The following is a 26,610-nucleotide window of genomic DNA, read 5'->3' as shown; positions in this document are numbered from 1 at the left end:
GAACCGCCCCCGCCAGGGGCATATGGACACCGAAGCTAAGTTATCAGCGGCCTGAAAAGGGGGAGCAGGTCAATATTGTCTGGGGTAGCGTGATATCCATCTACCGCTTCGGCAGGCGGAATGTTGCCGTGAGCTCCAGCAGCTGGCGATGGTTAAGCGAGTCACGCCTCTAGAGAGGTGTACTCATTACTCGAAAAATGTCTGGAGCCCGTGGCGATGGATGATGGCGTTACGGACGCAACTGTGTTCGATGCAGGCTCGGTTCGTTCATCGAATAGGTGCCGTTCCCATGCTCTAGCTGATGCCTCGTGGAGATTACCGTCCCGATCGACGCAGTCTGCCACACCTGGTCTGCCTCTATCTAAGCCGTAAGCGTCCGGTGACGGCGTCACATCAAGCGGGCCGGTAGTTCCACGGCAGCAGTTCAGCGACCCGGCGGGCCGGATGGTCTGCGATGCGTCTGATGGTGTCGGCCAGCCAGGCCTCGGGGTCGACGCCGTTGAGCCTGCGTCATGGGATCGTCGCGGCGGGGTGGGCGACCGATCCCGCCGGCGATCCGACGACGCCCAAGGCATATCTGGACCTGCTCCGCCCTCTTTACGCTGCGGGACGCCGGGATCTCCCCATCGGGCGCCTGCTTGAGGGGCATGTCGATGCGGTGCAGATCGTGTTTCGATACGGCACGTCGTCCCAAGTCGCTGCGTTGCGGGCGCGCATCGCTGCGGGAGCGACGTTGGGTGTTTGGAATGCGGGCCTGCCGGGTGAGCCGCTGGTGCTTACCGGCGGACGGCTGACCGGCGGCAAGGGCTATGCATCGGGGGCGGGGATACTGACTCACGCGCTGGTAACCGCGAATAGCGAACGCGGACCGCAGCTGCTCCTGCTCGACCTCGAGGCCGATCCGCCTGCCATCGATCGGGAGTGGTGGCAGACGATCGGCATGCAGCGCTCGGAGACACATCTGGTGCGCTGGTCCGGCTCTGTGATCGGTGAAGACAGCCGTATCGGCGAGTCCGGCAGCTATGCGCGGGAGCCGTTCTTCAGCGGAGGCGCGCTGCGCTTCGCCGCGGTTCATGCCGGCGGCATCGCCGGCCTGCTCGATGCAGTGCGTGACCACCTGACCACCCACGAGCGCGCTTCCGATCCGTTCCAGGCATCGCGCCTCGCCGACCTGTTCCTGCTTGCCCAGGGTGCAGCGGCGAGCATCCGCGACACGGCGGGCGCCTGGTTCAGCGGGACGGATGCGGAACGCCTCGCCCGGGTGTCCGCTGCGCGGCTATCGATCGCCGGCTCTGCCGAGCGCGCCCTCACGATCGCGCAGGAGGCGGTGGGGCTGCCGGGATTGTTCCTGTCGCATCCGCTGGCGGCAAAGATCGCCGATCTCATGGTGTACCTGCGCCAGCCTGCGCCCGACGCGCATCGCTTTCGCGTCGGCCAGGCTGTCGCCGAGCACATCCTCGACCCCATTCTGTGAGGATCCCGCTGCGAAACGTACGTGTCGCGCTGGTGATCGCCCCGCACCCGGATGACGAGGTCATCGGCGCGGCAGGCCTCATTGCGCGGCTTCGCCGCCATGGAGCTCGGGTCCGGGTTGCGGTCGTGACCGATGGTGCCGCGTCTCACCGGGGCAGCCGACAATGGCCGAGAGCGCGACTGGTCGCGGCGCGCCAGCGTGAGAGCCTTCATGCGCTACGTCGTCTCGGCATCGTTGCTGGCGACGTCTCGTTCCTCAATTTGCCCGATGGCCAGTTGCCCTCGATCCCGGGACGCTGTTATCGCGCGCTGCGCCGCCAGGTCGCACGATGCCGGGATCTCGATCTCATCGTCGGACCGGCCTGCGATGACGACCATCCCGATCACCGCGCCGTAGCAGCGGCCGTCGCCCGATGCCCGGGTGGCGCCGGTCGGCTGACCTACCGCGTGTGGCCGCCTCGCCCGGACAGGTCCGGACCGGCATGGCGCATCGCTGTGCCCGGAGGAGTTCCGGTTAAGCGGTCGCTGATCCACGTCTACCGGACGCAGCTCGGCGCCGTTTCCGATGATCCAGCAGGTTTCACGATCGCGAGACACGAGCTTGCGGCCTTTGCTCGTCCGGTCGAGCGCTACCGGCCGGGTTCGAGGTGACGAGCCCGATCGATCTTGCGGGGTTCGCCGCCAAGTTTGCCGGCGACGACGATCCCTGGCGCACCTTCACCGCCCGTGACGAGGCGGTGAAGCGTACCGCGATCCTGCGCGCAATAGGTGACCGACCGGTCGGACGGGTGCTGGAGCTGGCCAGCGGCAACGGCTCCAACAGTGCCGCGATCGCGAGGAAGGCGTTGCGCCTCGATGCGACCGAGGGCACGAGGGAGGGGGTCGACCTGACGGCACGTGCCGTCGCTGCCTGGCCTCGCGCGTGCGCATCGCTGCTCGTGCTCCCCGGTCGACCGCCACGTGCCGTCTATGACGTGATCGTGATCGCCGAGGTACTGTATTACCTCTCAGCGCGAGACATGGCCCGGGTTGCGCGTGAGATGGCCGCCCGCCTGACGCCAGGCGGCACCATCGTGCTCGCGCACCACAGGATCGACTTCTACGACTTCGCCCAGCACTCGGCAGGGATCCACGCCCGGTTCCTCGCAGAGACCGGGCGTCGTTGGACGGTTCGCACCGTGCGCCGCACCCGCCGCTGGGTCGTCACCGCGGCTCGCCCCGACGATGTGCCCCGATCCCGTTGAACGCGAGCGAGGCAGCGCGTACCGCGTCCGGGCGATATGAAGTTCGCGGGTAAGTGGAGCGGCAGGACGTCCACCTGCCGCTCCCGCCAGGGTCGTCAGGCCGCCGCGTCGAGATCGACCTTCATTTCCCGAGCCCAGAACCTGAGGTCACGACAGGTCGTGACGAACGCCTTGACGTCCTTGCTCTTGCTTAGGGCTACGAAGCCATTGTCAAGCTCCGGCACCCGGGCGGCGTCGAACAACGTGGCGGCCGCATCGGTGTAGCCGATGAACTTGCAGTGGCCGAACGCGTCCGCCACGAAGTCCTTGGAGGCCGCATCCTTGGCGAGCAGCGCAGCCCCTTCCTCGGACGGGAGCACCGCGACGGCATCGAACAGGACCGAAGGTCCGCCGTCGATCTTCTGCTTGGCCGCGACCTTGGTGCCGTCGTCGAGCGTGACCCCGCCGATCTTCGGCGCGACCACCTCCCAGACCGCGCCTTCGGCTTCCAGCGCCTTGGTCAGCGCATTGAACAGCTCGGCGCTCGACCCATCGGTCAGCAGCAGGCCCATCTTTCGCCCGGCGAAATTCGCCGGGCCGTTGGCGACGATCGAGAGCGCCGACGATGTCGGCAGGTCTAGCGTCGGCTTGGCCGCCTTGGCGGCGTCCGGCAGGTCGAGGCCGAGCCCGTTCGCAACGGTAGCGGCGAGATTCTCGTCGATGTTGCGCAGGTGGCTGACCGCCCGGGCCCGGATGTCGACACGATCTACCTTCGACAGCTCGAACACCAGCGCGTCGCCGATGTGCTTCTGCTCGATCGGCTGCTGGCTGAGATAGAACTGCCGCGCCTGGCTGTAATGATCGGCAAAGGTTTCGGACCGAATCCGCTGTTTGGTCCCCTGAACCTCAGCGGGGAAGCTGGTGAAGCCGATCTCCGGGTTCTCGCGAGGACCGCCTTCCGCGCCCCAGCTGTTCGGCTCATAGTTCACGCGCCCCTTCGGATTGCGCATCGCCATGTGGCCGTCCTGCTGGAAGTTCATCACCGGACAGCGCGGGGCATTGATCGGCAGGTGGGTGAAGTTCGGGCTGCCGAGCCGCTTCAGCTGGGTATCGAGATAGGAGAAGTTGCGGCCGTGCAGCAGCGGGTCGTCACTGAAGTCGATGCCCGGCACGATGTTCTGCGTGCAATAAGCGACCTGCTCGGTTTCGGCGAAGAAGTTGTCGACGTTGCGATTGAGCGTGAGCGTACCGACGATGCGGACCGGCACGTCCTCCTCGGGGATCAGCTTGGTCGAGTCGAGATGGCCGAAGGGAAGCTTGTCGGCGGTTTCCTGATCGAACAGCTGGACGCCGAGATCCCATTGCGGGAAGTCACCGCACTCGATCGCCTCCCAAAGATCGCGGCGATGATAGTCGGGATCGGCGCCGCTGATCTTGACCGCCTCGTTCCACAGCACCGACTGGAGCCCCTGGCGCGGCTTCCAGTGGAACTTGACGAAGGTCGACCTGCCTTCCGCGTTCACCAGGCGGAAGCTATGGACGCCGAAGCCCTCCATCGTCCGGAAGGAGCGGGGGATCGTGCGATCGGACATGATCCACATGATCATGTGCCAGGCTTCCGGGGTGAGGCTGGCGAAATCCCAGAAATTGTCGTGTGCGGTTTGCGCCTGGGGGAACGCCCGGTCGGGCTCCTGCTTGGCCGCATGGACCAGATCGGGGAACTTGATGGCATCCTGGATGAAGAACACCGGGATGTTGTTGCCGACGATGTCCCAGTTGCCCTGCTTCGTGTACATCTTGACGGCGAAGCCGCGCACGTCGCGCGCCAGATCGCGCGAGCCCTTGTTGCCCGCTACCGTTGAGAAGCGGACGAACACCTCCGTCTGCTGCCCGACCGTGCTCAGCACGTCGGCGCGGGTGTAGTCGGCCAGACTGTCGGTCAGTTCGAACACGCCGTGCGCGCCATAGCCGCGTGCGTGGACGACGCGCTCCGGGATGCGCTCGTGATCGAAATGGAAGATCTTTTCGCGGAGGATGAAGTCCTCGAGCAGCGTGGGGCCCCGCAGACCCGCCTTCAGACTGTTCTGGGCGTCCGCGATCGGGATGCCCTGCTGCGTGGTCATGGTAAGTGCCGCGTCCGAAGTCGTCTGGCGGGTTTCGCCGCCATGGCCCTGCTGCTCGGCATAATTCGTCGGCTGGTCGGCACCCGCCGGCAGCGGCGGTGCCTTCTTGGCCGTCTCGCCCTTGAGTTTCACCGCGTCGCTTTTGATGCTCTTGCGTGCCATGGACGTAATCCTCCGATCACGCCCTTAATGCCACCAGCGCCACGGCGGTGCGAGGCATAAATCTTTGTAGCGACTGGGAACCAACCCGGAGGAGCGAAATCAAGTTATGTCAGTCGAGCATGGTAGCCGGTTCGGACGACAGGCGCGGGCTCGGCAACGTAAGTGTTCATGGCTGCGCAGAACCCGACTGCGGCTTCCTCGGTCCTGGATCACAGCCAGGGAAAGCCGATATGAACCGGTTGGGGATGTCTTGAAGCCTTGCCGTTAGCCGAGCATGATGTACTCCCAGGTCGTACAGGTTTTCGACCGCGTCCGGCACGACCATGATCCGTGGTTGGTGCTGCTCGCCGGCCTGGTTTGCCTCTGCGGAATCTATGCGTCGTTCGCCCTGGCCGCCCATGCCGTACGCTCCGGACGTAAGACTCGCCGCCCCTGGGGTCCTGTCAGCATCGTGTCGGCCGGCTGCACGGCTTGGGCGACCCACTTCATCATCTGTCTGGCTTTAAAGCCGGGCATGCCGTCCGCGTTCGACCCGCTGGCCGTACGGCCGTTTTACGGCCGCTCGTTGATGTGAACGATTTAAACGGACGGGGACCCGTGCCGCGGCTCAAGGCGTTGAGCGTCATAGAAATGGCCCTGACGACAGGGACATGCACTCAGATGAGGAAACGACATGCGCGCACTATGCTGGCACGGTAAAGGCGATGTCCGCGTCGACACCGTCGCGGATCCCGAGATCAAGCACCCGCGCGATGCGATCATCAAAGTAACCGCCTGCGCGATCTGCGGGTCGGACCTTCACCTGCTGGATGGCTACCAGCCCACCATGGAGGCCGGCGACATCCTCGGCCACGAGAACATGGGCGAGGTCGTGGCGCTCGGGTCCGAGGTCACCAACCTCAAGATCGGGGACCGGGTGGTGGTGCCGTTCACGATCAGCTGCGGCGATTGCTGGTTCTGCAAGAAGGGTCTGTTTGCGGCCTGCGATCGGACCAATCCGAACGCCGAGATGGCCGCCAAGGCGATGGGCCATTCGCCCGCCGGGCTGTTCGGCTTCAGCCACATGCTGGGCGGCTACTGCGGCGGCCAGGCGGAGTATCTCCGGGTGCCGATGGCGGATGTCGGTCCGATCAAGATTCCCGACAACGTAACCGATGAGCAGGCCCTCTTCCTATCGGATATCTTCCCGACCGGCTACATGGCCGCCGAGAATGCGCAGATCGAGCATGGCGACACCGTCGCGATCTGGGGCTGCGGTCCGGTCGGCCAGTTCGCCATCCGCTCCGCGCTGATGATGGGCGCCGGCCGCGTGATCGCGATCGACGAGGTGCCCGAGCGACTCGCCATGGCGGAGGCCGGTGGCGCTGAGACGATTAACTTCGCCGAAACCGATGTCTATGACGAGCTGCAGGCGCGAACCAAGGGCCGGGGCCCCGACAGCTGCATCGATGCTGTCGGCTGCGAGGCGGCCGCGCACGGGGCGGCGGACGCGGTCATGGACAAGGTGAAGGCAAGCATGATGCTCGCCACTGATCGCGTCCACGTCCTGCGGCAGGCGATCATGAGCTGCCGCAAGGGCGGCACGGTCTCCGTGCCCGGCGTCTACGTCGGGATGGGTGACAAGCTTCCGATCGGTGCAGCGATGAACAAGGGGCTGACGATCAAGCTTGGGCAGACCCACGTGCAACGTTACACCAAGCCGCTACTGGATAAGATCGTCGCGGGCGCGATCGATCCCAGCTTCGTGATCACGCATCCGGCCAGTCTTGAAGACGCGCCAGAAATGTACGCTAAATTCCGCGACAAGGAAGAAGGTGTAATCAAGGTTGTCATGCGGCCGCACGGCTGATTGGCGGAACAACCGGGAACAGGACGCTTATCGATGCCGATCGCCACCGCCGCTGTGGATTATGTTCAGCGGCGGTGTCGATCAGCTTGCACCAAGTATGTTGGCAGATCTAGGTGTCAGTCAGGCTGCAACGGATGTTTCTTGCGGAGAGGCAACGAGCCATAGCCGCAGCGCTTCTTCCTCCATCGGACGGGCAAAATAGTAACCCTGCGCCTCCTCACATTCCAAGTCGGCCAGGATCGCCGCGGCTGCGGCGGTCTCGACGCCCTCGGCAACGACCCGGTAGCCGAGATCGTGCGACAGCGTGATCATCGACTGGACAAGCGCCTGTCCACGCTCGTCATCGGCCAGATCGCGAAACGAACGACTGATCGATCGGGCTGGTGCCCACCATCGCGATCGGGCCGATTGGACATACCGCGACGTTCCTGACCGTGGTGTCCATGGCGGCGCTAGGGCTCGGGGTCGATATCCGCACCGTCGCCAAGGCTGGCGGACGGGTCACGCTGGCGGTGGTGCTGTCGCTCCTCTGCTTGGGCGGAATCAGCCTGATGCTGATTTGCATGTTGAAGCTGTCGTGAGGGGCGGCGCGAAGGGCCTGAAGCTTGGCTTTTCAAGTTTGGCCGCTTACACCTCATCCGATCAACACCTTCTCTCTCGAAGGTGGTGGTAAGACACCCTTGAGGCACTTGCACGCTGCCAAGGTCGTCTGTGAAAAGGGGATGCCGGCGTATTTCGGCAATTGGTACCGCTCCGTCACCTGTGTTTCGTGGCGGGGCGGTATCCGAACTCATCGGCTGCGTAGCAACATACAACCGATCAGCTTGCCGCATCGCTGGTCGGATCCTCGCATCCGGCATGCGATCGACCGAAGCACCAGATCGCCCCGTACCCGATCATCAACCCGATCAGAACCAACAGCGGGGTGGCGGCTTCAGCGATCGAAGCACCCATCTGGTTGAAGCGTATGAACAGGTGCATGGCGGCCGTGGCCGGTGAGAACCAAGCGATCGTCGCCAGCCAGCCCGGCATCTCATCGAGCGGCCATGCGAACCCGGCCAGGAAGACGAGCGGCACCGAGGTCGGCATCAGGAGCTTCAACGCGTCGTCGCCGCTGCGGAACAGGCTTCCTGCGACCAGTCCGAGAGCGGCTACCGTGGCCGCGAACACAGGAAGGGCGAGCAGCAGGCCGGGCACATTGCCGGTGCGTGGCACGTCCTGCACCCAGAACGCGAACCCGAACACGAACAGACCGGCAAAGATGCCGATCAGCGTCATCGCGATCCAGGTGCCGAGTGCGGTTGCCCGGTCGCGCTGCCAATCATCACGCCGACGTCGTTCAGCGATCAACCGCGCCGACGCGAAAAGCAGCGTTTGCTGAAGTATGATGTTGGCGATCGCCGGGAACACGTAGTCGCGATAACCGCCGGTGGTGTTGAACAGCGGCTGCATGACGATTGTCGCGCCGGACCCACTGTGACGAGCGGTGAGGGCCCCAGTCACTTCAAGCGCCTGCTCCCTCACGACGTCACCCAGCGCGCGGGCGATCCCTTCGGCACGCACGAAGTATGCCCCGTTGACGATCAAGGCCGCCCCCGCCCCGGGCCGCCCCTTCAGTGCCGCTCCGCCGAGACCTTTCGACAGGTAGAGAATGCCGTCAGCACGTCGTTGGCGCACTTCTTCACGCGCCGCCATCATGTCGGGCACCAGCGCGACGATCCGAACGGTGGGCGTCTCCCCCAGATGCCGGATCACGGCTCGGGAGAGCGGTGTTCGGTCGCGGTCGACGACGACCATCGGCAGGGCCAGCGCCTGCTGCTGCGAATAGGGTGCAGGGTAGTAGAAGGCGTAGAATAGCACCGAGATGACCGCCAGCGACACGAGCTCGCGCGCTTGCAGGACCTCGAACCATGTGGCTTCGAAAGCGCGGAGCAGACGGGTCGTCATCGGCGCCGCTGACGTGTCATCAGGAACAGGGCGAGCAGGCCTGGGCCAAGCGGATAAACCAACAGCCATCCCGCCTCTACGACCGCGGGGCGGAGCGCCGCTCCCATCGCTTCGTCCATCTGCAGGCGCAGATAGTGGGTAAGCGGCAGAACCGCATTCCAGGCCTGCGCGACCCAGGGCGCGCCGTTAATCGGAAGTGATGCGCCCGAATAGGCCAGCGCCGATCCGGCGATGATGACCGCACCCGAAAGCGCCGTCGCTGTCTCCCGCGTAACGGCCAACAGGAACAGGCCGATGGCAATCGTCGCCACGAACAGCAGGAACAGGCCTAAGAGGACCACCCACAAGCTACCCTCGAGCCGATACCCACGTGCGAGGGTCAGCCAGAGGAACCAGGCAGTTCCCCACAAAGTGCCTGCGGCGACGTGCGGGATCATACGGCCAGTGATCCACATAGCCGGCGCGGCCGTCCTGCCTGCGAAGGTCTCGAACGACTTGCTGTCCAACAAGAGGCCGGCCGAGCCGATTGCGGTGACGGCGATCAGCAGGTGAAGCACGCCGGGGCCGAGCAGCAGTCCCAGATACCATTCCAGACTGAGCGTCGGGTTGCCGAGCAGGCGCACGTGGATACCAGGCGCCAGACGCGGCACCTGGTCGAGCCCGGCAAGATGCGTTGCGCTTGTGGCATTCATGCCGAGCGCCGCGGCCGTCGCCAGTTCCAGGTCGGTCGAGGCAAGCGAGCCCGCAGCAAGGAACTGGGCTTGGTAGAGGATCTCGATCGGCTGTTGTGTGTCGCCAGCCGCGCCGACGCGCGACGGGATCACCAGGACCGCTTGCGCGTCCTCGCGGCGAATCGCCGAAAGGGCGACGCCGATCTGTGGCGTCACCCCGGTCAGCTTGAGCCTTGGGGAGGCTTCGATCGTGCGCACGATCGCGCGCGCGAGCGCGCCACCATCGCGGTCCACGACGACGACCTTGAGAACATGAAGCGAACCTGGAAAGATCATCGCTGCCATCGACGCGAGCAGAACCGCCGGGAGCAGCGTGAGCAGCGCCAGATCGAGGCGGGAGCGCGCCAGTCGGCCGATCTCGACGCGCAAGCCGGCGGACAGGCTCATTGCGGCCAGTCGAACAGGACGCTCATCCCCGGCCGTAAGGCTGGCACCGGCTGCACGGGTTCGAGCTTCACCTCAAACGCGCGCACGTCGTAGCCGCGCGACTGGCGATCGGCCCTGAACGTCGCGAACTCTCCTTGCGGGGCGATGTGCTGGACACGGAAGGCAACCGAGCGATCGAGCGCGGGAACGCGGCCCGTCAACCGCCGTCCGACTGCTATGCCGTTGTACTGGCTTTCCGGGAGGTTGATCGTGACATACGGGTGATCGACATCGATGACCTGAAAGGCTGGCAGTACCGGACTGACCAGCTCGCCCGGCTCGACAAGACGGCGCGCGACCTCGCCAGCGATCGGCGAGACGAGCCGGGTTTCCTGTCCGAGTGCGTCGGCCGTTGCCGCACCGGCAGCGGCGATGCGGACCTGCGCGGCCGCGACTTCCCGGGCCGCCGGACGAACACCGGCCGCGGCCTTCAGATATTGTGCTTTCGCCGCCTTGGCCGTGCTCGCGCTGCTTTGACGCGCGGCATGCGCCTCATCGCGCCGCTGCGCGGCGATGACGCCCTCGGCGTAGAGATGGTCCGCGCGCATGCTGGTCTTGGCGGCGAGATCGGCTGCTGCCTGGGCTGCCTGCCACGTTGCCTTGAGGGAGGTCAGATCCTCGGGTCGCACGCCTTCATCGGCAAGCGTCTGCGCCGCCCGCGCGCTGTCCAGCGCCGCCTGCGCCTGCTGTTGTCCATTCGCGATTTCAGGGCTGGACAGCGTTGCGAGCACCGCGCCGGCGCGCACCCGGTCGCCTTCGCGGACGCGAACCGTTTCCAGCCGTGCGAGCGCCTTGGTCGCAACATTGACCGAAGCCGCATCGACCTCGCCCTGAAGTGGCGGGGCCGCGGGTTGCGCCGCGAGCCATAAGCCGACCGCCAGAAGCACGGAGACGAGCGCCAGGCCCATGTACAGAAGGATGCGCTTACGCCGGCGCGAATGTTCCGGTTGCACAGCCGGCTCGCTCATCGGGTTTGCTCCGGCATGACGTGGATATCAGCTTGTCTCAGATAGTCGGAGAAGCGGTCGAGCTCGCCTGCCGAGGCAAGCAGACCGGCGAGCGCGAGATCATATTCATACGCGGCTGCGATCCGCTGGGTGCGGGCGGTCGAAAGCGCTGCCTCTGCACCGAGCACCACCGTCATGGTGGCTTCACCTTCCGCGAACGCTACCCGCTGCACCCGCAGGTTCTCGCTAGCCGCTGCTATCGAGCTGTCGAGCAGCAGGAACGAGCGTCGTGCGCTTTCCGCCAGGTCCCAGGCGCGACGCGTGACGTTCGTTGCCGTCTTGCGCGCCTCCCGGGCGGCATCTGTCGCTGCCGCCTGATTGGCACGTGCCGCCGCCAGCGTGTGCCCACGATCGACGTTGGACAGCAGCGTGATGCGTGCTCCAATCCCGACCACCCAGTCAGGTTCAGTGGGCAGCGCGTCGCTGCGGTTGAGGTTGTACTCTCCGAAGGCGAAGACCTGCGGCCTGTATCGCGCCCGCGCGAGGTCGACACCCGATGCGGCCACTTCGCCGGCCGCATCGGCCTCGCGCGACGAGGGAAGGCGATCTTCATGGCCGAGAAAGGCCGAGACAGGCGCCAGCGGTTGGGAGCGCACGAACAGAGGGGTGGTGGGCTGCACCGCGTTGACGTCGAGTGTGTCAGCCAGTTCTTCGCGTGCGGTCTGATGCGCCAACACCGCGCGGTCGAGCGCGCGCTCCGCCGTGTCTCGCGCAACCTGGGCTTCGAGCGTCCGCGCATGCGCGATCACACCCTCGGCCTCGAACTTGCGCGCGTCGCTATAAAGGCTTGCAAGCGCGTCACGGGACTGGCGCGCTGACGCTTCCAGGGCACGCGCCGCCAATTGGCCGAAATACACCCGGATGAGGTTGATGTGCGCTGCATCACGGATCTGATCCGACCTCGCTTCGGCGAGCGACACGCCTGCCGACGCGGCGCGCTGCACCGCGGGGATCGCACCTCCCGTGTAGATCGGCAGAACCGCCTGCACGGTCGGGTGTACGGCCGTGTCCCGGTAGCGATAGGAGAGACTGTCGGGGATGGCCGAGAACAGTTGCGGCAAGGCTCGCGACAACCTGCCGGTGATCGCAGCGGCGATGTCCTGAAAGCCAAGCGGCAGCGTCGAGGGGAGGTCGGAAAGGTATTGTTGGGTGTCACCGAGCGCGTCCTGTTTCGGGCCGGTGAGGTCGAGCGACAGGGTTTTCTGATATTCGAGGAGCTGTGCCGACGCGGTAACTATCGGGCGGTGCAGGGCCCGAACGGCCGCCTCCGTCTCGCGCGCTGCCCGCGTTGCATGATCGGCACCGCTCAGAGCCGAGGATCGACCGTCGAACCGCGCGGAAGCGGCAGCAAAATCGAGCGGCAACGTTTGATCGCCGCTCGGCTCCTGCCCGCAAGCCGGGCCATAAGGCGCGAGAATGCAGATGGCGGAAATCGCCATCCATAATCCGCGGCGCAGTTGGCGACGATCAGCCATCCACGTCGACACCAAACGTGGCCGACAACTTTCGATGCGATCGTCGGCCTGCTAGAGGCTGAATGTCAGGATCGGTAGACAGAACAGGTAACAATATGATCCCCTTCGAACGGCTTCTGGTCGCGGCAGCGATACTGGTTCTGGCATCTTGTGAGCGAACCTCGGTTCAGGATCAACACGGTGCGACCACCGCTCAGCAAACGGCTGATGCCTCGGTCACGGGCGACCAGCACGCTGACCCCGACGTCGCCTGGGCGTCGCTTGGCCCGAAGGTTGGTCAGTATCCGTCGCAGATCGGTCTTTTCACCAAGAGCGCGGTCGTCGATGATCTCCGCGCCTTGCTGGGGGAAGCGAGGTTGCAGACCTTGCAGCAGAATTTCGAGACGGCTTCGCCGCTCCAGCGCGATGGAACGGTGCTGTTCACCTCGGGAAACCGGGCGCATGAGGGAGGGTCTGAGGCTGCCTATCTCCTGCTCGACCAGGCGCACAAAGCAGTCGAAGTCGGACTTTGGACTAATGGCGCTCTGTCGGTCTACAAGACACCGGGATCGCTCATTCGAAAACCTGCCGACATTCGAACAATGATCGCAAACAGTGCCGCGCCACCGCCGACTGCCTCTTCGCCAATGGAGACGCCGCTCGCGCGCAAGGCGATCAAGACGCTCTTCGAGGGCGATCACGTGACCTACGAGGCGGCCTTTGTCGACTTGGACGAAGATGGGAAGCAGGACATCGTCGCTTATGCGTCTGGCCCTGAATATTGCGGCAGCGGTGGATGTTCGATGGGCGTCCTAAGGGCGACAGGGAAGGGTTACGAAATCATTGGGCGTACGACTGTCACCCAGATGCCGATCAGATTATTGCCCTCGCGAAGCCACGGCCTGCACGATCTGGGCGTAGCAGTGTCTGGTGGTGGCGCTTCGGGGCATGCAGTCCGGTTGCGTTTTGATGGCCGCCGTTACCCCTCGAACCCTACCACGTTGCCAGATAGCGCAACAATGAGCACTGAGGCAGGCCATGTTCTGATCCCGTCGGCTCGGTAGAAGTCGTACGGGCAAAGATCGGTATGATGAAGACGCAACTCGTACGGAGCTTACGCTCAGCTAGTGAGTTCACGATCTAACTGAGGCCAGGGGAGCAACCTGTGTCCACATAGCTCCCTTGACGGGAACGGCATGCTGCCGGCTCTAATCACCCAATTCTGTACATAATCTGTGTTGTCGCTAAAGCGCCTGATCTTGCTCTTCGAGCGCTCTTGACCTTCTACCACGTCGCAGGTTTGTTGATCACTTTCCCGTTTGCACCGACCATCTGGGAGGGGAATTGCGCTGCGGCTAAGCGGGCAGGGGTGACATGGCGCACGAAGCTCGCATCGTTCGCCATCTTTCCAGGTCTCGAGCCGTCCAGCCAGACAAGCCCAATCTCCTTGCCAATCTCACGTCGAACGATGCGCAGCGGCTCACAAAGATCAGTGTCCTGTGTCAGCACAACCGCCACGTCGTACAGATCCTGCCAAGCGTCATGGACGAGATAGGTAGCAAAATTGACGTCTGAGCCTTTCTCCACCGTGTTGATGACGCGAACTTTGTTGTGCCGTCCGCCAGCGGCGTTTCAAGCGGACGAACCTTTGGTTTGCTGATGAAATTGCCTAAGTGAACTGTAAGGTTGAGCAGCGTCCGCAGTGCTCGAAGATAGCGATCCTGTCGGATCGGCTGGTCCGGATCCAGCTTTCCGCTGACCGGCGCTGTAAAGTAGCGGATCATGTCAATCCGATTATCTGGGCCGAGTAGCGCTTGCACCAGCGCTTCGATGTTCAACCATTTGTGCGGAGTGCCACGAAGCGCTCGATAGTACACGTTAAAGCCGTCGACATAGACATAGGTACGCTGAACGGCCATGGATCCCCAACGGCTAGATATGCAGAAGCCGCCGAAGGCCTAGACCTCGGCGGCTTCTGAACTGACAAGGCGAACCCTGCCAGCGGGTATGCCGTCAATATGCGCATCGCGCGGTTAAGATCAAGTGGCGTTCTTCTCAGCAGGAGCACATTAAAGGCTAACCCTCCTGCGCGGTCTCTGTCGCGTTCGGCCAAGCAGCCGTCCACTTCTCATTCCCGGGCGCATCGGTAGTGAGCAAGTGCGATCCTTAAGCTGGCCAAAAGCACCCAAAAACGCGGGTGATTTAGGTGACCGGAGCCCAGGCGCACGGCATGGCCCGGACCTGAACAGCCGGTAGAGCTGTTCAGGTCCGGAGGAGCAACAGGTCACGACCTGTTCTCGGCTCCGCGAAGCCCGCAGCTCTCAAGTTGGCCCATAGCTCATCTGGGTATACCCAAGCACGCCGGGCGGGAGTGATGAGCATGTGGCAGGCAGCGAGGTGAAGGCGGCGCGGGTGTACCTGCGGGTGAGCACGGACGAGCAGGATCTGACGCGGCAGGAAAGCATCGTGGCCGGCGCGCGGGCGGCAGGCTTCTACGTTGCTGCGGTCTACCGGGAAAAGGCGTCAAACGCGCGGCCAGACCGGCCGGAGTTGCTGCGCATGGTGGCGGACCTTCAGCCCGGCGAGGTGGTAGTGGCCGAGAAGATCGACCGCATCAGCCGTCTGCCGCTGCCGGAAGCCGAACTGTTGGTGTCGACGATCCGGGGCAAGGGCGCGCGCCTCGCGGTGCCGGGCATCGTGGACCTGTCTGACCTGGTAGCCGACAGCGCTGGCGTGGCGCGCATTGTGCTTGAAGCAGTGCAGGACATGCTGCTGCGCGTCGCGCTGCAGACGGCACGGGACGACTATGAGACTCGGCGCGAGCGGCAGCGCGAGGGGATCGAGATCGCGAAGCGGGCAGGGCGGTACACCGGCCGCAAGCCCGACCTCGCTCACCACCGCCGCATCGTAGGTCTGCGCGAGGCGGGCATGAGCATCGCGAAGACGGCGGAGCTTGCCGGATGCAGCATCGCGCATGTCAAGCGCGTCACCGCACTCTACCGCGCCAGGACGGCTCCAGCAGCGCCGACCTCGTGAAGCGAGCCGGGCTTGTCCGCACAGTCCAGCCGGTCTTGCCGATATCATGACCTCTGAGCCAAGAGACGTGATCTACTTCGACGGCGGTGCACCACCACGGCCAAGCGCCGGGCTTAGCGTACGTTTTCGGGCCTTCTCTCACCGGTCTCCTGTAAACGCTCGTGATAAGTGGCGGCGTTCTGATAGCGCTATTTGCCGCAGCGAGCGACGAGGGTCGAGCGAACCCAAGTGACCTTAGCTCGGCTGTTTTCTTCCCGTTGTGAAGAACAAAGCCATATCATTGGGAACATAGCCGCTCACCGCGTCGGCAATCGCGCTGCCAATGACGTCGGCCCTGATCGCCTCCCTCGTTTCGGCTCTGGCCTCCTTGATGCCCCGCCACGCCGGATGATCCAGGCGCTCGTCGTACATGGCGATCACGTCGTCGATCGCGACTGGGTTGGTATTCGCGAAAGCTTTGCGGATATCGACGGCCTCAAATCCTGCCTGAACCAGCAAGTCCCGGCACCGTTCAGGCGTATCCGCCACTTCGCCGTAGGACAGCCGCACCCCGTGACGAAGCGCCGCTTCCGACGCGCGTTGCGAAAAGCCGAATGGCTTGGCGGCTGTGTCGAACGCGATCGTACCGCCCGGCTTCAGAAGGTCACGCCAACAGCGCAAGGCCGCGTTGATATCCGACATCAACACAAGGGCGGACGCGCAGAACAGACGATCAAAGCTGCTGGCAGCATAGGCGGGGTGTTCGGCGTCTCCTTGCTCAAATCGAACATTGGCGAGCCGCGCCTCCGCCGCTTCGATCATCGCCGCGACGATGAAGGGCTGCGAGATGGTCTGCTCCTCGGCGATGGGAAGCGGAGCGTCTTCATACGCGAACTCCTCGAGGCCCGGTTCGACGAAGCGCTCCCGCAGAACGGCACGCATCGCTGCCAGCACGCGCTGATCCCGAACGCCACGCCGCTTGATATGCACGTCCATCATGCGATCGCGTGCGCGTTGAACGTCGGTCATTGCCGCTCTCCGTGCGATGTTCTTTCCGTGAGAAAACATGGCGATCCGAGGCGTTCCGGTTCTCGCCCCTTGGGTCGACGACCTGGGGGCTGGTGGCCATCTTCTCGGCCACATCCCGCCCATCTCTCACTTTCCCGCGACGTTGCGCTTGCGGGTCGCCGCTGCCGCCTTGGCGGACGCGGAGCGATCGGCTGCCGATCGGTGCACGGATGCTTCTCCCCCCTTCTTACCGCCCGTCTTCAAGGAGTCATGCATGTCGGCTTTGCCGCGACCCGATCCCGGCTCGTCGCCGCCTCCGCTATCCTTGGTGACCGTCGCTCGGGCGAGGCGTTCGGCCTCATCCTTGGGTCTGCCGCGTTCCTCGTAGCTCTCCTCGATGTGCTCAGCCTTACGCTTCTGCTTATCGGTATAGTCGTCCTTGTCTCCCTAGAGTATCGGCTCTCTCCTGCTCGCCCGTCAGGCTGATCGGATCGTCAGCTTCGGACGGGTCTTTGTGCGCCTGCGCAATTCGCGCGCGTGCGCTTCATATTCGATCGCGAGCAGGCGGTGCGCCAATGCCGCCTCGGCCGATTTCGCACTGTCTGCTGCCTCGGCTTCCTCTCGGGCCCGCCGTTCATAATTTTCGAGATTGTCGTTGGTCACGTCGCCCTCTTCAGTCTGATCCAGCTACTCTCCACACGAAGGCTACGACAAGATGACGCCAAGTGGCTCGCCATCGGCACCCTGATCTCGAAACACTTTGATCCGTTCGCGGGCAGAATGACGAGCCCGCCGATCGACTCGAGCAATCGCCGTACAAGTCCGAGCCCCAGTCCACCCGTCGTTCGACTTGCGATCTCGGGAAAAGGAAGACCGTCATCATCGACGATGATCGTCAGACTTCGGCTGTCGTGCGGGCGCACGACGATGCGGATGCGACCACTTCGGTCCTGTGCGAAGGCGTGTTTGATGGCGTTAGTCGCCAGCTCGTTGACGATCAGCGTCAGTGTCGTGACCTGAACCGCCGACAAGCCGCTCACGGCGCTCGCCGTTTCCAGCGACAGGAAGATGGAGCGCGGCTCGGCCTGGCTCTGCAACGCCTCGCACACCTGCCGCAATGCCGCCTCCAGCGTCGGTCGGCGTTCTTCCTTGAGCGACGCTCGGGCACGCGCGAGGATAGCGACCCGCTCCATCGTGTCGATCAGCGCCTGCCGTGTCTCGTCACTTGCCGCCTTCCGGCTCTGAAGCGCGAGCAGGCTCACGACGAGCTGGAGGTCGTTGCTGCACCGATGATTGGTTTCGCGCAGCAGCAGCTCGGCTTCCGGCGACAGGGCCCGATAATCGGCAGAAGGATTGGCGTAGGCCGTTGCCATCTCGGAATCGTTCATGGCGCGAGGTGGGCGGATGCTCGCCCGTCCTGTAGATAGGCAGGATCGAAACCCGCGATCTGACGAAGCGCGTCCATGTCGGCGATCATGACAGTGCGCCCTTTCGTCTCGATCAGGCTTTCGGCGCGCAGCTGCTGGACCGTGCGATTGACGTGGACAGAAGTGAGGCCGAGCACATCGGCGATCTGCTCCTGGGTCAGCGGCAGCTCGAAGCGGCTCTCCCCATCGTCCAGATCGCCGAGCCGCGCGCTCATCTCGCACAACAGATGCGCCAAGCGCTGCCGGGCTGACAGCCGGCCAAGGCAAAGCGCCCACTGGCTGAGGATCGCGTTCTCATTCAGCGCGAGCCAGCCGAGAGTCTTGGCGATGCCGCTGTGCTGCTCGGCCAGCGCCAGGACGCGGTCGCGCGGAAGGGTGAGAACCTTGGTCGGGGTGAGCGTACGCACTGCATAATGCAGGCGCGTGAAGAGCAGAGCGTCCAGGTTCGCCGCTTCGCCGGGGGTCAGGAGCGCCACGATCTGACGGTGGCCGTCTCGCGTCATTTTGTAGCGGCACGCCCACCCATCGATCAGAACCTCGATGTGGGCGGCTCGCTCGCTCTCCCGCAACAAGTCCTTGCCGGCTGCGACCGACCTTGCGGGAAGCGCGACTCTCTCAAGCGCGAGCCGGTCCTCCGTCGAAAGGAAGGGAGACGCGGCGAACCGCGTGCCTAGCAGCGTCGGGTGAGACGAACGCTGGTGTGAGAGGGTCCCGCTGGACCGAAACTCGTCAAGCATGTTCCACCTGCCTCGCCGGTTCCACGGAGGCGATACGATCGAGATAGGCCTCGGCGAGCCGGTGGTGCGCCGCTACGACTTCAGGCTTGGTCGCCCGCTGCGCCAACTCCAGTTCGGCTCCGGCGCGACGTTGGAAATAGAGGACATCATCTTCGGTCATGCCTTCCTCCACCTACCGTTCACATGCGATACATATTCCGGCATCTTCTCCATGTTAAGTTCTATCGGCTGGTCTGTCGGGAAGGCGACATGAGGGTCCCCCGGTTTCTCATCCAGGTCGAGGGTGAGTTTCCGGCGTTCATTCGGCCGCGATCTTGGCCGCGGCAGCAGCATATTCGACCGGCGTCAACCAGCCAAGCGATGTGTGAGGACGGCTCTCGTTGTAGTCGCGACGCCAGGCCTCGATCTTGGCCCTGGCGTCCTCCAGCGACAGGAACCAGTGCGTGTTCAGGCACTCGTCCCGCAAGCGGCCGTTGAACGACTCCACGAAGGCGTTGTCCGTCGGCTTGCTCGGCCGGCTGAAGTCCAGCGTGACGCCGTTCTCGTAGGCCCAGCGGTCGAGTGCCTTCGAGATGAACTCCGGCCCATTGTCCACGCGAATAGTCCTGGGTGCGCCGCGGATCGACGAGATCCGCGCCATCACCTCGACCACCTGCTCCCCCCTGATGCCCTGGTCGACGTCGATCGCCAGCGCCTCGCGCGTGAACGCGTCGACTACCGTCAGTGCCCGCAACCGCCGGCCGTCGAACAACGCGTCGGAGACGAAGTCCATCGACCACATCTCGTTGGCCGCCGCAGCCGCAGGTTGCCGATCGCGATTGGCAGCGCTGACGTTGCGTCTGGGTTTCTTGAGCCGAAGGCTCAGTCCATCATCCCGGTAGAGCCGGTAGACCCGCTTGTGGTTCACGAACCATCCTTCCCTGCGCAGCAGGATGTAGATCCTGAAGTAGCCATACCGCGTCCGCGTCGCCGCCAGATCACGGATGCGTAGCATCAGCGGCGCCTGGTCCGGTCGATGCGACACGTAGCGCACCGACGACCGGTCGACGCCCAGCGCCAGGCAACTGCGTCGCTCGCTGACACCATGAGACGCCTGGACGTGCGCGACGAGTTCGCGCCGTCGTCCAGGCGTCAGGGCTTTTTTGCCAGGACATCCTGCAGGATGTGCTTGTCCAGGCTCAGGTCCGCGACCAGCTGCTCAAGCTTGCGGTTCTCCTCCTCGAGCAGCTTCAGGCGCCGCAGCTCGCCGACGCCGAGGCCGCCGTACACCTTCTTCCAGCGATAGAATGTCTGCTCCGAGATCCCCATCCGACGGATGACCTCCGCCACCGACGTACCCGTCTCCGCCTGCTTCAGCGCGAACGCAATCTGCTCCTCGGTGTGCCTCGTCTTCTTCATGTCCAGCTCCTTGCCCGCAGGCTTCAAAGGGCCGGAAAACTCTCACTCAAATTGGATGAAGAAACAGGGAGGACGTCAAATCGCAACGCCAATTCCGGCCGTCGAACCTGTCACGAGCGTCGTCTTGCCGGAAGGGTCGATATTCATGCGCTATCTCCAGGGATGGTCTTTAACGGTCTGGGGATTGCGTAACGTCAGCCCTGCACGGCGAGTTGCGCCCGCACGGCGTCGGCCAGCGGTGTCGTCGGACGTCCGATCAGCTTCGAGAGTTGGTGGCCGTCATCGAACAGCGCACCGTTCGAGGCATCGACGTCCCATGCCGCAACTCCCTCGGCGAAGCCCTCGGGCAGGCCCACCTGCTTCAGGATCGCAGCGTATTCGGCCTGCGGCAGATCGCGGTACGGGATGTTGCGACCGGTCTGGCGCGAGATCTCGGCGGCAAGGTCGGCGAGCGTCACCGCGTCGTCACCGGCCAGCTCATAGGTCTTGCCCTCATGGCCGTCGCTGGTCAGCACAATGGCTGCGGCTTGGGCATAATCGGCGCGGGTCGCGAGCGACAGGCGTCCCTCGCCAGCGCTGCCGACGAGCGCGCCATTCTCCAGGGTTGCGGGAATCGAGCCGGTGTAGTTCTCGGTGTACCAGCCATTGCGCAGGAGGGTCGTCGGGATACCGGAGGACGCCAGCAGCGCTTCGGTCGCACGGTGCTCCTCGCCCAGGCTGATCGGCGATCGGTCGGCGTGCAGCAGGCTGGTGTAGACGATACGCTTGATGCCCGCCGTCTTGGCGGCCTCGATGACGTTGCGGTGCTGTGCCTCGCGCTGCCCGACCTCGCTCGACGAGATCAAGAGCAACGTGTCGATCCCGGCCAGTGCCGGAGCGAGCGTCTCAGGCTGCGCGTAATCGAACGCGCGTGCCTCGACACCCAGGTCGCTGGCCTTTTCGGGCGAGCGCACCAGCGCCACGATCGGCTCGCCGGTCGACTTGCGCTTCAGGCTTTCAATGACGAGGCGGCCAAGCTGGCCGGTCGCGCCGGTGACGGCGATGGTCATGACAATTCTCCTTCAGTGACGCGGTGAGATCAGTTGAAACGGAAACCCGAGATGGCGGTCGACAGCACTTCCTCGGCATAGACCCGGGCGCCTTCGCCTTCAGCCGCGCCGGCCGCGACCATCAGGGGCAGCAGATGCTCCTCCTTGGCGGGCGGATGGGCGAACCGCGCCGATGGCGCATCGGCCCATTGCGTAAGACGCTCGGCCCGCTGTGGGCCGTCCAGCTCCATGCTTTCGGCCAGCCACTGGTCGAACGCCTGCGAGCCGGGCGTCGAGCGCGGATCGCCATAGGCGCGCATGTTATGGAAGCTCATGCCCGAACCCAGGATCAGCACGCCCTCCTTCCGCAGCGGCGCGAGGGCGCGCCCGGCAGCGACATGGAGGGCCGGGTTTAGCCCCCGCTCGACGGACATCTCGATCAGCGGAATGTCGGCATCCGGAAAGGCCACCTTGAGGGGCACGAACACGCCGTGATCCAGGCCCCGTGTCGCGTCGACAGACGAGGGGATGCCCGCATCCTTGAGCAGGGCCGCGGCACGGGCGGCGAGCGCGGGCGAGCCTGGTACGTCGTAGCGCAGCTGATAGGTATGGGGCGGGAAGTTGTAATAGTCGTAGATCAGCTCGGGCCGTTCGGCGCCGGTCAAGGCAAAGCCGTCCGTTTCCCAATGTCCCGATACGACGAGGATAGCCTTGGGCTTCTCGGCAAGCGAGTTCGGCAGGCTGCGCAGGAACGCTTCCATACCGGTCCACACGCCGCGTGGATCGTCCATGAAGAAGCAGGGGCCGCCGCCATGCGGGATGAAGTAGGTAGGCTGGACGCTCATGGTCATACACTCCGGTGCAGGCGCCACGGAAGCCGCCTGGATCATTGTTCGATCTATTGACCGGGATATGTGCCCACTATCGCGCAATGATAATCTGCCACGTAGAAGAGTCAGCTTCAACCACGGGTAGGAAATCATGGCGGATCGGTTGACGGGTATGGACGTGTTCGTAAAGGCGATCAGGCTCGGTGGCATCTCTGCCGCCGCGCGTGATCTGCACATGTCACCTGCGATGGCGGCCAAGCACCTCGACGCCCTCGAAGCGCGGCTTGGCACCACGCTGGTCCAGCGCTCGACGCGTCGGCTGTCGCTGACCGAGGCGGGTGCTGACTATTTCGAGAAGGCCGAACGTATCCTGATGGAGATCGGCGAAGCCGAGGCGGAGGCATCTTCGCGGTCGATCACCGCCCAGGGACTGCTGCGCGTCAGTGCGCCCGCCACCTTCGGCGTTCTGCACCTTGCCTCACTCATCCCTGCTTTCTCCGCACGTCATCCCGAGGTGACGATCGAACTGGGCTTCAACGATCGTTACGTCGACCTGCTGGAAGAGCGTTGGGATGTCGCCGTACGGATCGGGCGCCTCGCCAACAGTGCGCTTGTTGCCCGCAAACTCGTGGCGATGCGCGTCGTGCTGTGTGCCGCCCCCTCTTATTTGGCGAGGCGGGGAACGCCAACCCGCCTGGCCGATCTCGGCGATCACGATTGTCTGGGCCACACCAACGCGTCGCTTGCAGGAACGACATCGTGGGCGTTCGGCAAAGACGGGACGATCAAGGTGCCGATCTCAGGATCGATGTGTTCCGACAATGGCGAGGCCTTGGTTCGCGCTGCCATCGCGGGCCAAGGGCTGGTCTATGGGCCACGCTTTATTGCGGCAGAGGCGCTTCGCGCCGGTCAGTTGAGCGAGCTTGAGCTGGACGAGCCGCCTATGATGCTGGGAGCGGCGTATGCCATCACACACCCGACGCGGCGCCCCGCCGCCAAGACGCGGGCGTGGATTGACTTCTTAGCTGAAGCACTCCCCGCTCTTGGCACCGATTGGTGAGATGCCAAGCTAGCAGACGTCCCGAGTTTTCACCCGAGGACCGCGTCTGCTATCTCGAACCATCACGGTCTTTTACGATTGTAGATATCAGTGACCCAGCGAAAGCGACGCCCACAACCGCACGTGGCTGGCATCAATAACGCCGAGGCTTGGTCCCTTTCAGTTGGTGCAGCGGGGGCCGCGGGTGCGACGGACGTTGAGTGAGCGTGAACCGCATCACTGCCAACCCTCGATGACGATCTTGCCGCGTGCGGTAGTGCTCTCAAGCGCCTGGTGCGCGCGCTTGAGGTTCGCGGCGTTGATGGGGGAGAACCGTTCGGTGAGGGTGGTGCGCACCTCGCCGGCGTCCACGAGGCTGGCGATGGCCGACAGGATCTGACCCTGCGTTTCCATATCAGCAGTCTCGAACATGGACCGGGTGAACATGAACTCCCAGTGGGTCGACACTGATTTTCGTTTGAACGGGACGACATCGAGTGTCTTGGGGTCGTCGATGAGTGCAAAACGTCCCTGCGGGGCGATCAGCTCGGCGATCTGCTCGATATGCTCGTCGGTGTGCGTGGCCGAGAAGATGAAAGCCGGCGCGCCAATGCCGAGATCCGCTACCTGCTGCGCCAACGGTTGACGATGATCGATGACATGGTGGGCGCCGAGCTCACGCACCCAGGCTTGCGTCTCGGGGCGTGATGCCGTTGCGATGACGGTGAGATCGGGAACCTGACGGGCAAGCTGGATCGCCATCGATCCGACCCCGCCGGCACCGCCGATGATCAACAGCGCAGGTGCTGCACCAGCTACAGGAGTCCGCACGGACAATCGTTCGAAGAGGGCCTCCCACGCGGTAATCGCCGTCAGCGGCAACGCCGCTGCCTCTGCTCAATCGAGGCTGGCCGGCTTCCTTCCGACAATGCGTTCGTCGACCAGGTGCAGCTCGGCGTTGGTCCCATCGCGGCCGATGCTGCCCGCGTAGAACACCTCGTCGCCCGGTTCGAAGCCGCGCACTTCAGGGCCAACAGCGCGAACGACACCGGCGGCATCCCAACCCAGGACACGCCAATCACCGTGGATCGAACCCGAGCCAACGCGCACCTTCGTGTCAACCGGGTTTACCGAGACAGCCTTGACCTCGACGAGGAGATCACGGCCGGTAGCGTTGGGATCGGGAAGTTCGATATCGACGAGAGCTTCCGTGCGATCGATCGTTCCGGGCTGCTGGTAGCCGATTGCGCGCATGATAAATCCTATTGTCAGGGGCTGTATAGCGAACATTGTCGCGTACGGGATACGCACAAGCGACATCGCGGTTCGACATCGTCCTCAGGCTGGCGACGGCGTGATTGCCGCTGCCGTCTTCCCCGTGAGGTCTGTGATGACCGCGCCGATCAGCGCCCGTAACCAGCGGTGTGCGGGATCATGCCGATAGCGGACGTGCCAAGCCATTTCCACGGGAAAGCTGCCAAGGTCGACCGGAGCCGGCAGGATCTTCAGCCGGGGGTCGTGCATCAGCCGCCTGCAGATGAGCGAGGGCAAGGTGGCGCAATAGTCGGTTACCGCCACCATCTCGGCTACCGCGAAGAAGTTTGTCACGGAGATTGCGACGTCGCGCTTCAGCTGCTGCTGCGCCAGCGCCTGGAACAGCCCGGCGCGCATCCGTCCGGGCGGCACGATGTTGACATGCTTCATCGTCTCGAACTGCTCGCGCGTCATGACATCGCCGACGCCCGGATGGTCGGCACGGACGGCGCAGGCGAGCCCTTCGTCCATCAGGTGCTGGACGACGAGGTTGTCGGGCGGATCGACGATGCGGCCCAGCACGAGCGCCGTCGTGCCTGACACGACGCCTGTTTCCACAAGATCGTTCCCGTAGGGCGTCAGACGAAGCTTTATGCCGGGGGCGACCTTCTCCAGGCGCGCCACGATAGCGGGGACGAGGACGAACTCGACATAGCCGTTTGGCGCGATCGTGAAGAGCCGTTCGGCATGTAAGGGGTCGAAGGCCTGCTGACCGAGGACCGCGTCGTCGAGCTGGGCGAGTGCCTCGGCGATCAGCGGTGAGAGTTCAAGCGCGATCGGGGTCGGCTGGATGCCGTAGCGCTCGCGGACGAACAGCTGGTCCTGAAGCATCAGTCGTAGACGCGATAGGGCATTAGACAGGGCGGGCTGTGTCATGCCCATGCGCTCGGCGGCCCGCGTGACGCTGCGCTCCTCCATCAACGCGACGAAGATCGGCAGCAGGTTCAGATCGTAGCGCATGCAGTCATCCTGTCAGACGTATATCTGACATTAGAAAGATAAACTTCTAGAATATATCAACGAGGCCCATTTCCCACCCATTGGCGACGGACGCCGCGAACATGGAGGTTCAGATGAGCAAGGGTCAGGTTCTCGTTCTTGGATCGAACGCGACACAGCTCGGTCTGCGTAGCGGCAGTACCGCAACGGTCGGTCAGTATCTCAACGAGACGGCAGTCCCCGCGCTGGCACTGCTCGACGCCGGCTATGATATTGTTCTCGCTACGCCCAACGGGACCAAGCCGCACATCGACGCCGGCTCCGACACGAAGGACCACTTTGGCGGTGATGAGGCGGCATACCAGCGCGCCAAGGACTTCTTCGCCAGCCACCCGGCCATGAACGACGTCCGCACGCTGAAATCGGTTATCGACGAGGGTCTGGACGGCTTCGTTGGCGTGTTCGTGCCGGGAGGTCACGCGCCCATCGTCGATCTGATGCAGGACCGCGATGCGGGCACGATCCTCCGTCACTTCCACGCGGCGGCCAAGCCGACCGCGCTCCTCTGCCACGGACCGGTGGTCGTTGTTTCTACGCTCGACGATGCTCCGGCCTTCCGCAAGGCGCTGGAGGAAGGCGATGACGCCGGGGCGGCCGATCTGGCGCGAGACTGGATCTACTCAGGCTACCGCATGACCGTCTTCTCGGCGAGCGAGGAGAAGATCGCTGAGGAGCAAGTGCTGAAGGGCGAGCTCTTCTTCGACATGGAAAAGGCGCTGCGGTCGGCCGGTGGCGACGTCTCTGTCACCGACAAGAACTTCGCTTCGAATGTCGTCGTGGACCGGGAGCTGATCACGGGTCAGAATCCGGCGTCGGACCAAGCCATGGCCGACGCTTTGATCGAAGCCCTCGATCGCGCCGCTGCGTGAGTACCAGGATGACGGGCGGGGCGCTCAGGATGCGCCCCGCTTCGGACATAACCAGGACAGGGTATGGTGCCATGACCGCCAACGTGAAGATCGTCGCCGTCCTAACCGCCCGTGCGGATACCGTCGACCGCCTGCGCGCTCTGCTCGACGCCATGCTAAAGCCGAGCCGTGCCGAGCCGGGCAATTTGCGCTACGATCTCTGGCAGGACCAGAGCGATCCGAATCGTTTCGTGCTCGACGAGCTGTACGCGGACGCGGATGCAGTCGCCGCCCACCGTGCAACGCCCCACTTCCAGAACTACCTCTCTCAGATCGGCGATCTGTCCGAGCGCGCCGCGTTTGTCCTCAACCCCGTCTCGTCAACCTGAGGATGCTGCCACAGGGCAAGCCTGAAGAATGGGTGGGTACGGCACGGCTGTAAAGGCGTTCGATACAGACGTGTTGCGGCTGACCGGCCTGTTGGCACCTGCGCTTCGCGCAGGGCTCTTGGGCCTCATTCATCTACGCGCCTATCGCTGGCGCGGGGCCGCGATCCGGCGAAAAATCAACAA

29 protein-coding genes and 2 pseudogenes are annotated in these 26,610 nt (G+C 64.1%); 11 read left to right on the top strand and 20 right to left on the bottom strand.

The window, feature by feature from the left end; translation table 11 throughout:
• Positions 1-393: 393 nt before the first annotated feature.
• Positions 394-507 (bottom strand): annotated as a pseudogene (locus D9601_RS19410) (transposase domain-containing protein); the annotation flags it as partial.
• Between D9601_RS19410 and D9601_RS19405 the strand changes: the two are divergent.
• Genes D9601_RS19405 through D9601_RS19395 form a run of 3 tightly spaced genes read left to right on the top strand, consistent with a single transcriptional unit; the run spans position 455 to position 2,717 of the window.
• Positions 455-1,474, top strand: coding sequence for an acyl-CoA dehydrogenase (locus D9601_RS19405; protein ID WP_232474430.1), 1,020 nt, complete (start codon positions 455-457; stop codon positions 1,472-1,474). The pseudogene D9601_RS19410 and the gene D9601_RS19405 sit on opposite strands and share 53 nt — an antisense overlap.
• The gene (locus D9601_RS19400; RefSeq protein ID WP_198355652.1) at positions 1,471-2,124 is read left to right on the top strand and encodes a PIG-L deacetylase family protein; all 654 of its coding nucleotides are present in this window, start codon (positions 1,471-1,473) and stop codon (positions 2,122-2,124) included. The genes D9601_RS19405 and D9601_RS19400 overlap by 4 nt, the downstream gene beginning before the upstream one ends.
• Positions 2,121-2,717, top strand: a complete 597-nt coding sequence (locus D9601_RS19395) for a class I SAM-dependent methyltransferase (protein WP_198355651.1) — start codon at positions 2,121-2,123, stop codon at positions 2,715-2,717. The genes D9601_RS19400 and D9601_RS19395 overlap by 4 nt, the downstream gene beginning before the upstream one ends.
• A 95-nt stretch (positions 2,718-2,812) precedes the next feature.
• On the opposite strand, the gene D9601_RS19390 is transcribed toward D9601_RS19395, so the two are convergent.
• Positions 2,813-4,981, bottom strand: coding sequence for a catalase (locus tag D9601_RS19390; protein WP_232474429.1), 2,169 nt, complete (start codon positions 4,979-4,981; stop codon positions 2,813-2,815).
• Between the two features lie 274 nt (positions 4,982-5,255).
• On the opposite strand from D9601_RS19390, the gene D9601_RS19385 reads away from it, so the two are divergent.
• Together D9601_RS19385 and D9601_RS19380 are read left to right on the top strand one after the other, a co-directional pair.
• Positions 5,256-5,555, top strand: a complete 300-nt coding sequence (locus tag D9601_RS19385) for a diguanylate cyclase (protein WP_232474428.1) — start codon at positions 5,256-5,258, stop codon at positions 5,553-5,555.
• A gap of 99 nt (positions 5,556-5,654) precedes the next feature.
• Entirely contained in the window at positions 5,655-6,830 is a 1,176-nt protein-coding gene (locus D9601_RS19380; protein WP_116732693.1) for a zinc-dependent alcohol dehydrogenase, read from the top strand.
• Positions 6,831-6,950: 120 nt separating this feature from the next.
• On the opposite strand, the gene D9601_RS19375 is transcribed toward D9601_RS19380, so the two are convergent.
• Complete coding sequence (locus tag D9601_RS19375; protein WP_269769700.1) at positions 6,951-7,181, bottom strand: EAL domain-containing protein; 231 nt, start codon at positions 7,179-7,181, stop codon at positions 6,951-6,953.
• Between the two features lie 32 nt (positions 7,182-7,213).
• Here D9601_RS19375 and D9601_RS19370 point away from each other — a divergent pair, with 32 nt between their 5' ends.
• A complete protein-coding gene (locus tag D9601_RS19370) occupies positions 7,214-7,411 on the top strand; it encodes a hypothetical protein (protein WP_198355650.1) in 198 nt (65 codons plus the stop codon).
• Positions 7,412-7,649: 238 nt separating this feature from the next.
• On the opposite strand, the gene D9601_RS19365 is transcribed toward D9601_RS19370, so the two are convergent.
• Genes D9601_RS19365 through D9601_RS19350 form a run of 4 tightly spaced genes read right to left on the bottom strand, consistent with a single transcriptional unit; the run spans position 7,650 to position 12,380 of the window.
• A complete protein-coding gene (locus tag D9601_RS19365; RefSeq protein WP_198355649.1) occupies positions 7,650-8,777 on the bottom strand; it encodes an ABC transporter permease in 1,128 nt (375 codons plus the stop codon).
• Positions 8,774-9,895, bottom strand: a complete 1,122-nt coding sequence (locus D9601_RS19360) for an ABC transporter permease (RefSeq protein WP_198355648.1) — start codon at positions 9,893-9,895, stop codon at positions 8,774-8,776. The genes D9601_RS19365 and D9601_RS19360 overlap by 4 nt, the downstream gene beginning before the upstream one ends.
• The gene (locus tag D9601_RS19355) at positions 9,892-10,902 is read right to left on the bottom strand and encodes an HlyD family secretion protein (RefSeq protein ID WP_198355647.1); all 1,011 of its coding nucleotides are present in this window, start codon (positions 10,900-10,902) and stop codon (positions 9,892-9,894) included. Before D9601_RS19355 ends, D9601_RS19360 begins: the two co-directional genes overlap by 4 nt.
• The gene (locus D9601_RS19350) at positions 10,899-12,380 is read right to left on the bottom strand and encodes a TolC family protein (protein WP_198355646.1); all 1,482 of its coding nucleotides are present in this window, start codon (positions 12,378-12,380) and stop codon (positions 10,899-10,901) included. The genes D9601_RS19355 and D9601_RS19350 overlap by 4 nt, the downstream gene beginning before the upstream one ends.
• A gap of 131 nt (positions 12,381-12,511) precedes the next feature.
• On the opposite strand from D9601_RS19350, the gene D9601_RS19345 reads away from it, so the two are divergent.
• Positions 12,512-13,459: a hypothetical protein gene (locus tag D9601_RS19345; protein WP_198355645.1), complete on the top strand. Its 948-nt coding sequence runs from the start codon at positions 12,512-12,514 to the stop codon at positions 13,457-13,459.
• 220 nt (positions 13,460-13,679) lie between these two features.
• Here D9601_RS19345 and D9601_RS19340 read toward each other — a convergent pair whose 3' ends face one another.
• Together D9601_RS19340 and D9601_RS19335 are read right to left on the bottom strand one after the other, a co-directional pair.
• Complete coding sequence (locus tag D9601_RS19340) at positions 13,680-13,913, bottom strand: hypothetical protein (protein ID WP_198355644.1); 234 nt, start codon at positions 13,911-13,913, stop codon at positions 13,680-13,682.
• Positions 13,898-14,314: a hypothetical protein gene (locus D9601_RS19335; protein WP_198355643.1), complete on the bottom strand. Its 417-nt coding sequence runs from the start codon at positions 14,312-14,314 to the stop codon at positions 13,898-13,900. The genes D9601_RS19340 and D9601_RS19335 overlap by 16 nt, the downstream gene beginning before the upstream one ends.
• A 478-nt stretch (positions 14,315-14,792) precedes the next feature.
• On the opposite strand from D9601_RS19335, the gene D9601_RS19330 reads away from it, so the two are divergent.
• Positions 14,793-15,431 (top strand): recombinase family protein, encoded by a 639-nt coding sequence (locus D9601_RS19330; protein WP_198355659.1) that lies wholly within the window; start codon positions 14,793-14,795, stop codon positions 15,429-15,431.
• 234 nt (positions 15,432-15,665) lie between these two features.
• Here D9601_RS19330 and D9601_RS19325 read toward each other — a convergent pair whose 3' ends face one another.
• The 9 genes from D9601_RS19325 to D9601_RS19290 form a co-directional block, all read right to left on the bottom strand.
• The gene (locus tag D9601_RS19325; protein ID WP_198355642.1) at positions 15,666-16,439 is read right to left on the bottom strand and encodes a protein-L-isoaspartate O-methyltransferase family protein; all 774 of its coding nucleotides are present in this window, start codon (positions 16,437-16,439) and stop codon (positions 15,666-15,668) included.
• 126 nt (positions 16,440-16,565) lie between these two features.
• Positions 16,566-16,817 (bottom strand): plasmid stabilization protein, encoded by a 252-nt coding sequence (locus D9601_RS19965; protein ID WP_332838060.1) that lies wholly within the window; start codon positions 16,815-16,817, stop codon positions 16,566-16,568.
• Between the two features lie 78 nt (positions 16,818-16,895).
• A complete protein-coding gene (locus D9601_RS19320) occupies positions 16,896-17,081 on the bottom strand; it encodes a hypothetical protein (protein ID WP_232474426.1) in 186 nt (61 codons plus the stop codon).
• Positions 17,078-17,806 carry a sensor histidine kinase gene (locus tag D9601_RS19315; protein WP_198355641.1) on the bottom strand — a complete coding sequence of 243 codons (729 nt, stop codon included), beginning with the start codon at positions 17,804-17,806 and terminating at the stop codon, positions 17,078-17,080. The genes D9601_RS19320 and D9601_RS19315 overlap by 4 nt, the downstream gene beginning before the upstream one ends.
• The gene (locus D9601_RS19310; protein WP_114689032.1) at positions 17,803-18,582 is read right to left on the bottom strand and encodes a Crp/Fnr family transcriptional regulator; all 780 of its coding nucleotides are present in this window, start codon (positions 18,580-18,582) and stop codon (positions 17,803-17,805) included. Before D9601_RS19310 ends, D9601_RS19315 begins: the two co-directional genes overlap by 4 nt.
• On the bottom strand, positions 18,575-18,742 hold the full coding sequence (locus D9601_RS19305; RefSeq protein WP_181814892.1) for a hypothetical protein: 168 nt from the start codon (positions 18,740-18,742) through the stop codon (positions 18,575-18,577). Before D9601_RS19305 ends, D9601_RS19310 begins: the two co-directional genes overlap by 8 nt.
• 138 nt (positions 18,743-18,880) lie before the next feature.
• A protein-coding gene (locus D9601_RS19300) for an IS3 family transposase (protein ID WP_198355640.1) occupies positions 18,881-19,980 on the bottom strand; the annotation gives its coding sequence in 2 pieces (ribosomal slippage) (positions 18,881-19,728 and positions 19,728-19,980; 1,101 coding nt in all).
• A 194-nt stretch (positions 19,981-20,174) separates the two neighbouring features.
• Positions 20,175-21,029: an SDR family oxidoreductase gene (locus D9601_RS19295; protein WP_198355639.1), complete on the bottom strand. Its 855-nt coding sequence runs from the start codon at positions 21,027-21,029 to the stop codon at positions 20,175-20,177.
• A gap of 29 nt (positions 21,030-21,058) precedes the next feature.
• Complete coding sequence (locus tag D9601_RS19290) at positions 21,059-21,898, bottom strand: DODA-type extradiol aromatic ring-opening family dioxygenase (protein WP_232474425.1); 840 nt, start codon at positions 21,896-21,898, stop codon at positions 21,059-21,061.
• Positions 21,899-21,989: 91 nt separating this feature from the next.
• Here D9601_RS19290 and D9601_RS19285 point away from each other — a divergent pair, with 91 nt between their 5' ends.
• The gene (locus D9601_RS19285; RefSeq protein ID WP_198355638.1) at positions 21,990-22,898 is read left to right on the top strand and encodes a LysR family transcriptional regulator; all 909 of its coding nucleotides are present in this window, start codon (positions 21,990-21,992) and stop codon (positions 22,896-22,898) included.
• A gap of 216 nt (positions 22,899-23,114) precedes the next feature.
• On the opposite strand, the pseudogene D9601_RS19280 reads toward D9601_RS19285, so the two are convergent.
• Both D9601_RS19280 and D9601_RS19275 read right to left on the bottom strand, forming a co-directional pair.
• Positions 23,115-24,131: pseudogene (locus D9601_RS19280) on the bottom strand (zinc-binding alcohol dehydrogenase family protein).
• An 84-nt stretch (positions 24,132-24,215) separates the two neighbouring features.
• On the bottom strand, positions 24,216-25,151 hold the full coding sequence (locus D9601_RS19275; protein ID WP_198355637.1) for a LysR substrate-binding domain-containing protein: 936 nt from the start codon (positions 25,149-25,151) through the stop codon (positions 24,216-24,218).
• Positions 25,152-25,264: 113 nt separating this feature from the next.
• Here D9601_RS19275 and D9601_RS19270 point away from each other — a divergent pair, with 113 nt between their 5' ends.
• On the top strand, positions 25,265-26,059 hold the full coding sequence (locus D9601_RS19270) for a type 1 glutamine amidotransferase domain-containing protein (protein WP_198355636.1): 795 nt from the start codon (positions 25,265-25,267) through the stop codon (positions 26,057-26,059).
• 71 nt (positions 26,060-26,130) lie between these two features.
• Positions 26,131-26,427 carry a putative quinol monooxygenase gene (locus D9601_RS19265; protein WP_066521495.1) on the top strand — a complete coding sequence of 99 codons (297 nt, stop codon included), beginning with the start codon at positions 26,131-26,133 and terminating at the stop codon, positions 26,425-26,427.
• Positions 26,428-26,610 lie beyond the last annotated feature (183 nt).

Source organism: Sphingomonas sp. MA1305 (genome assembly GCF_016107325.1).
Lineage (GTDB): Bacteria > Pseudomonadota > Alphaproteobacteria > Sphingomonadales > Sphingomonadaceae > Sphingomonas.
This window is presented reverse-complemented; position numbering and strand designations above follow the sequence as displayed.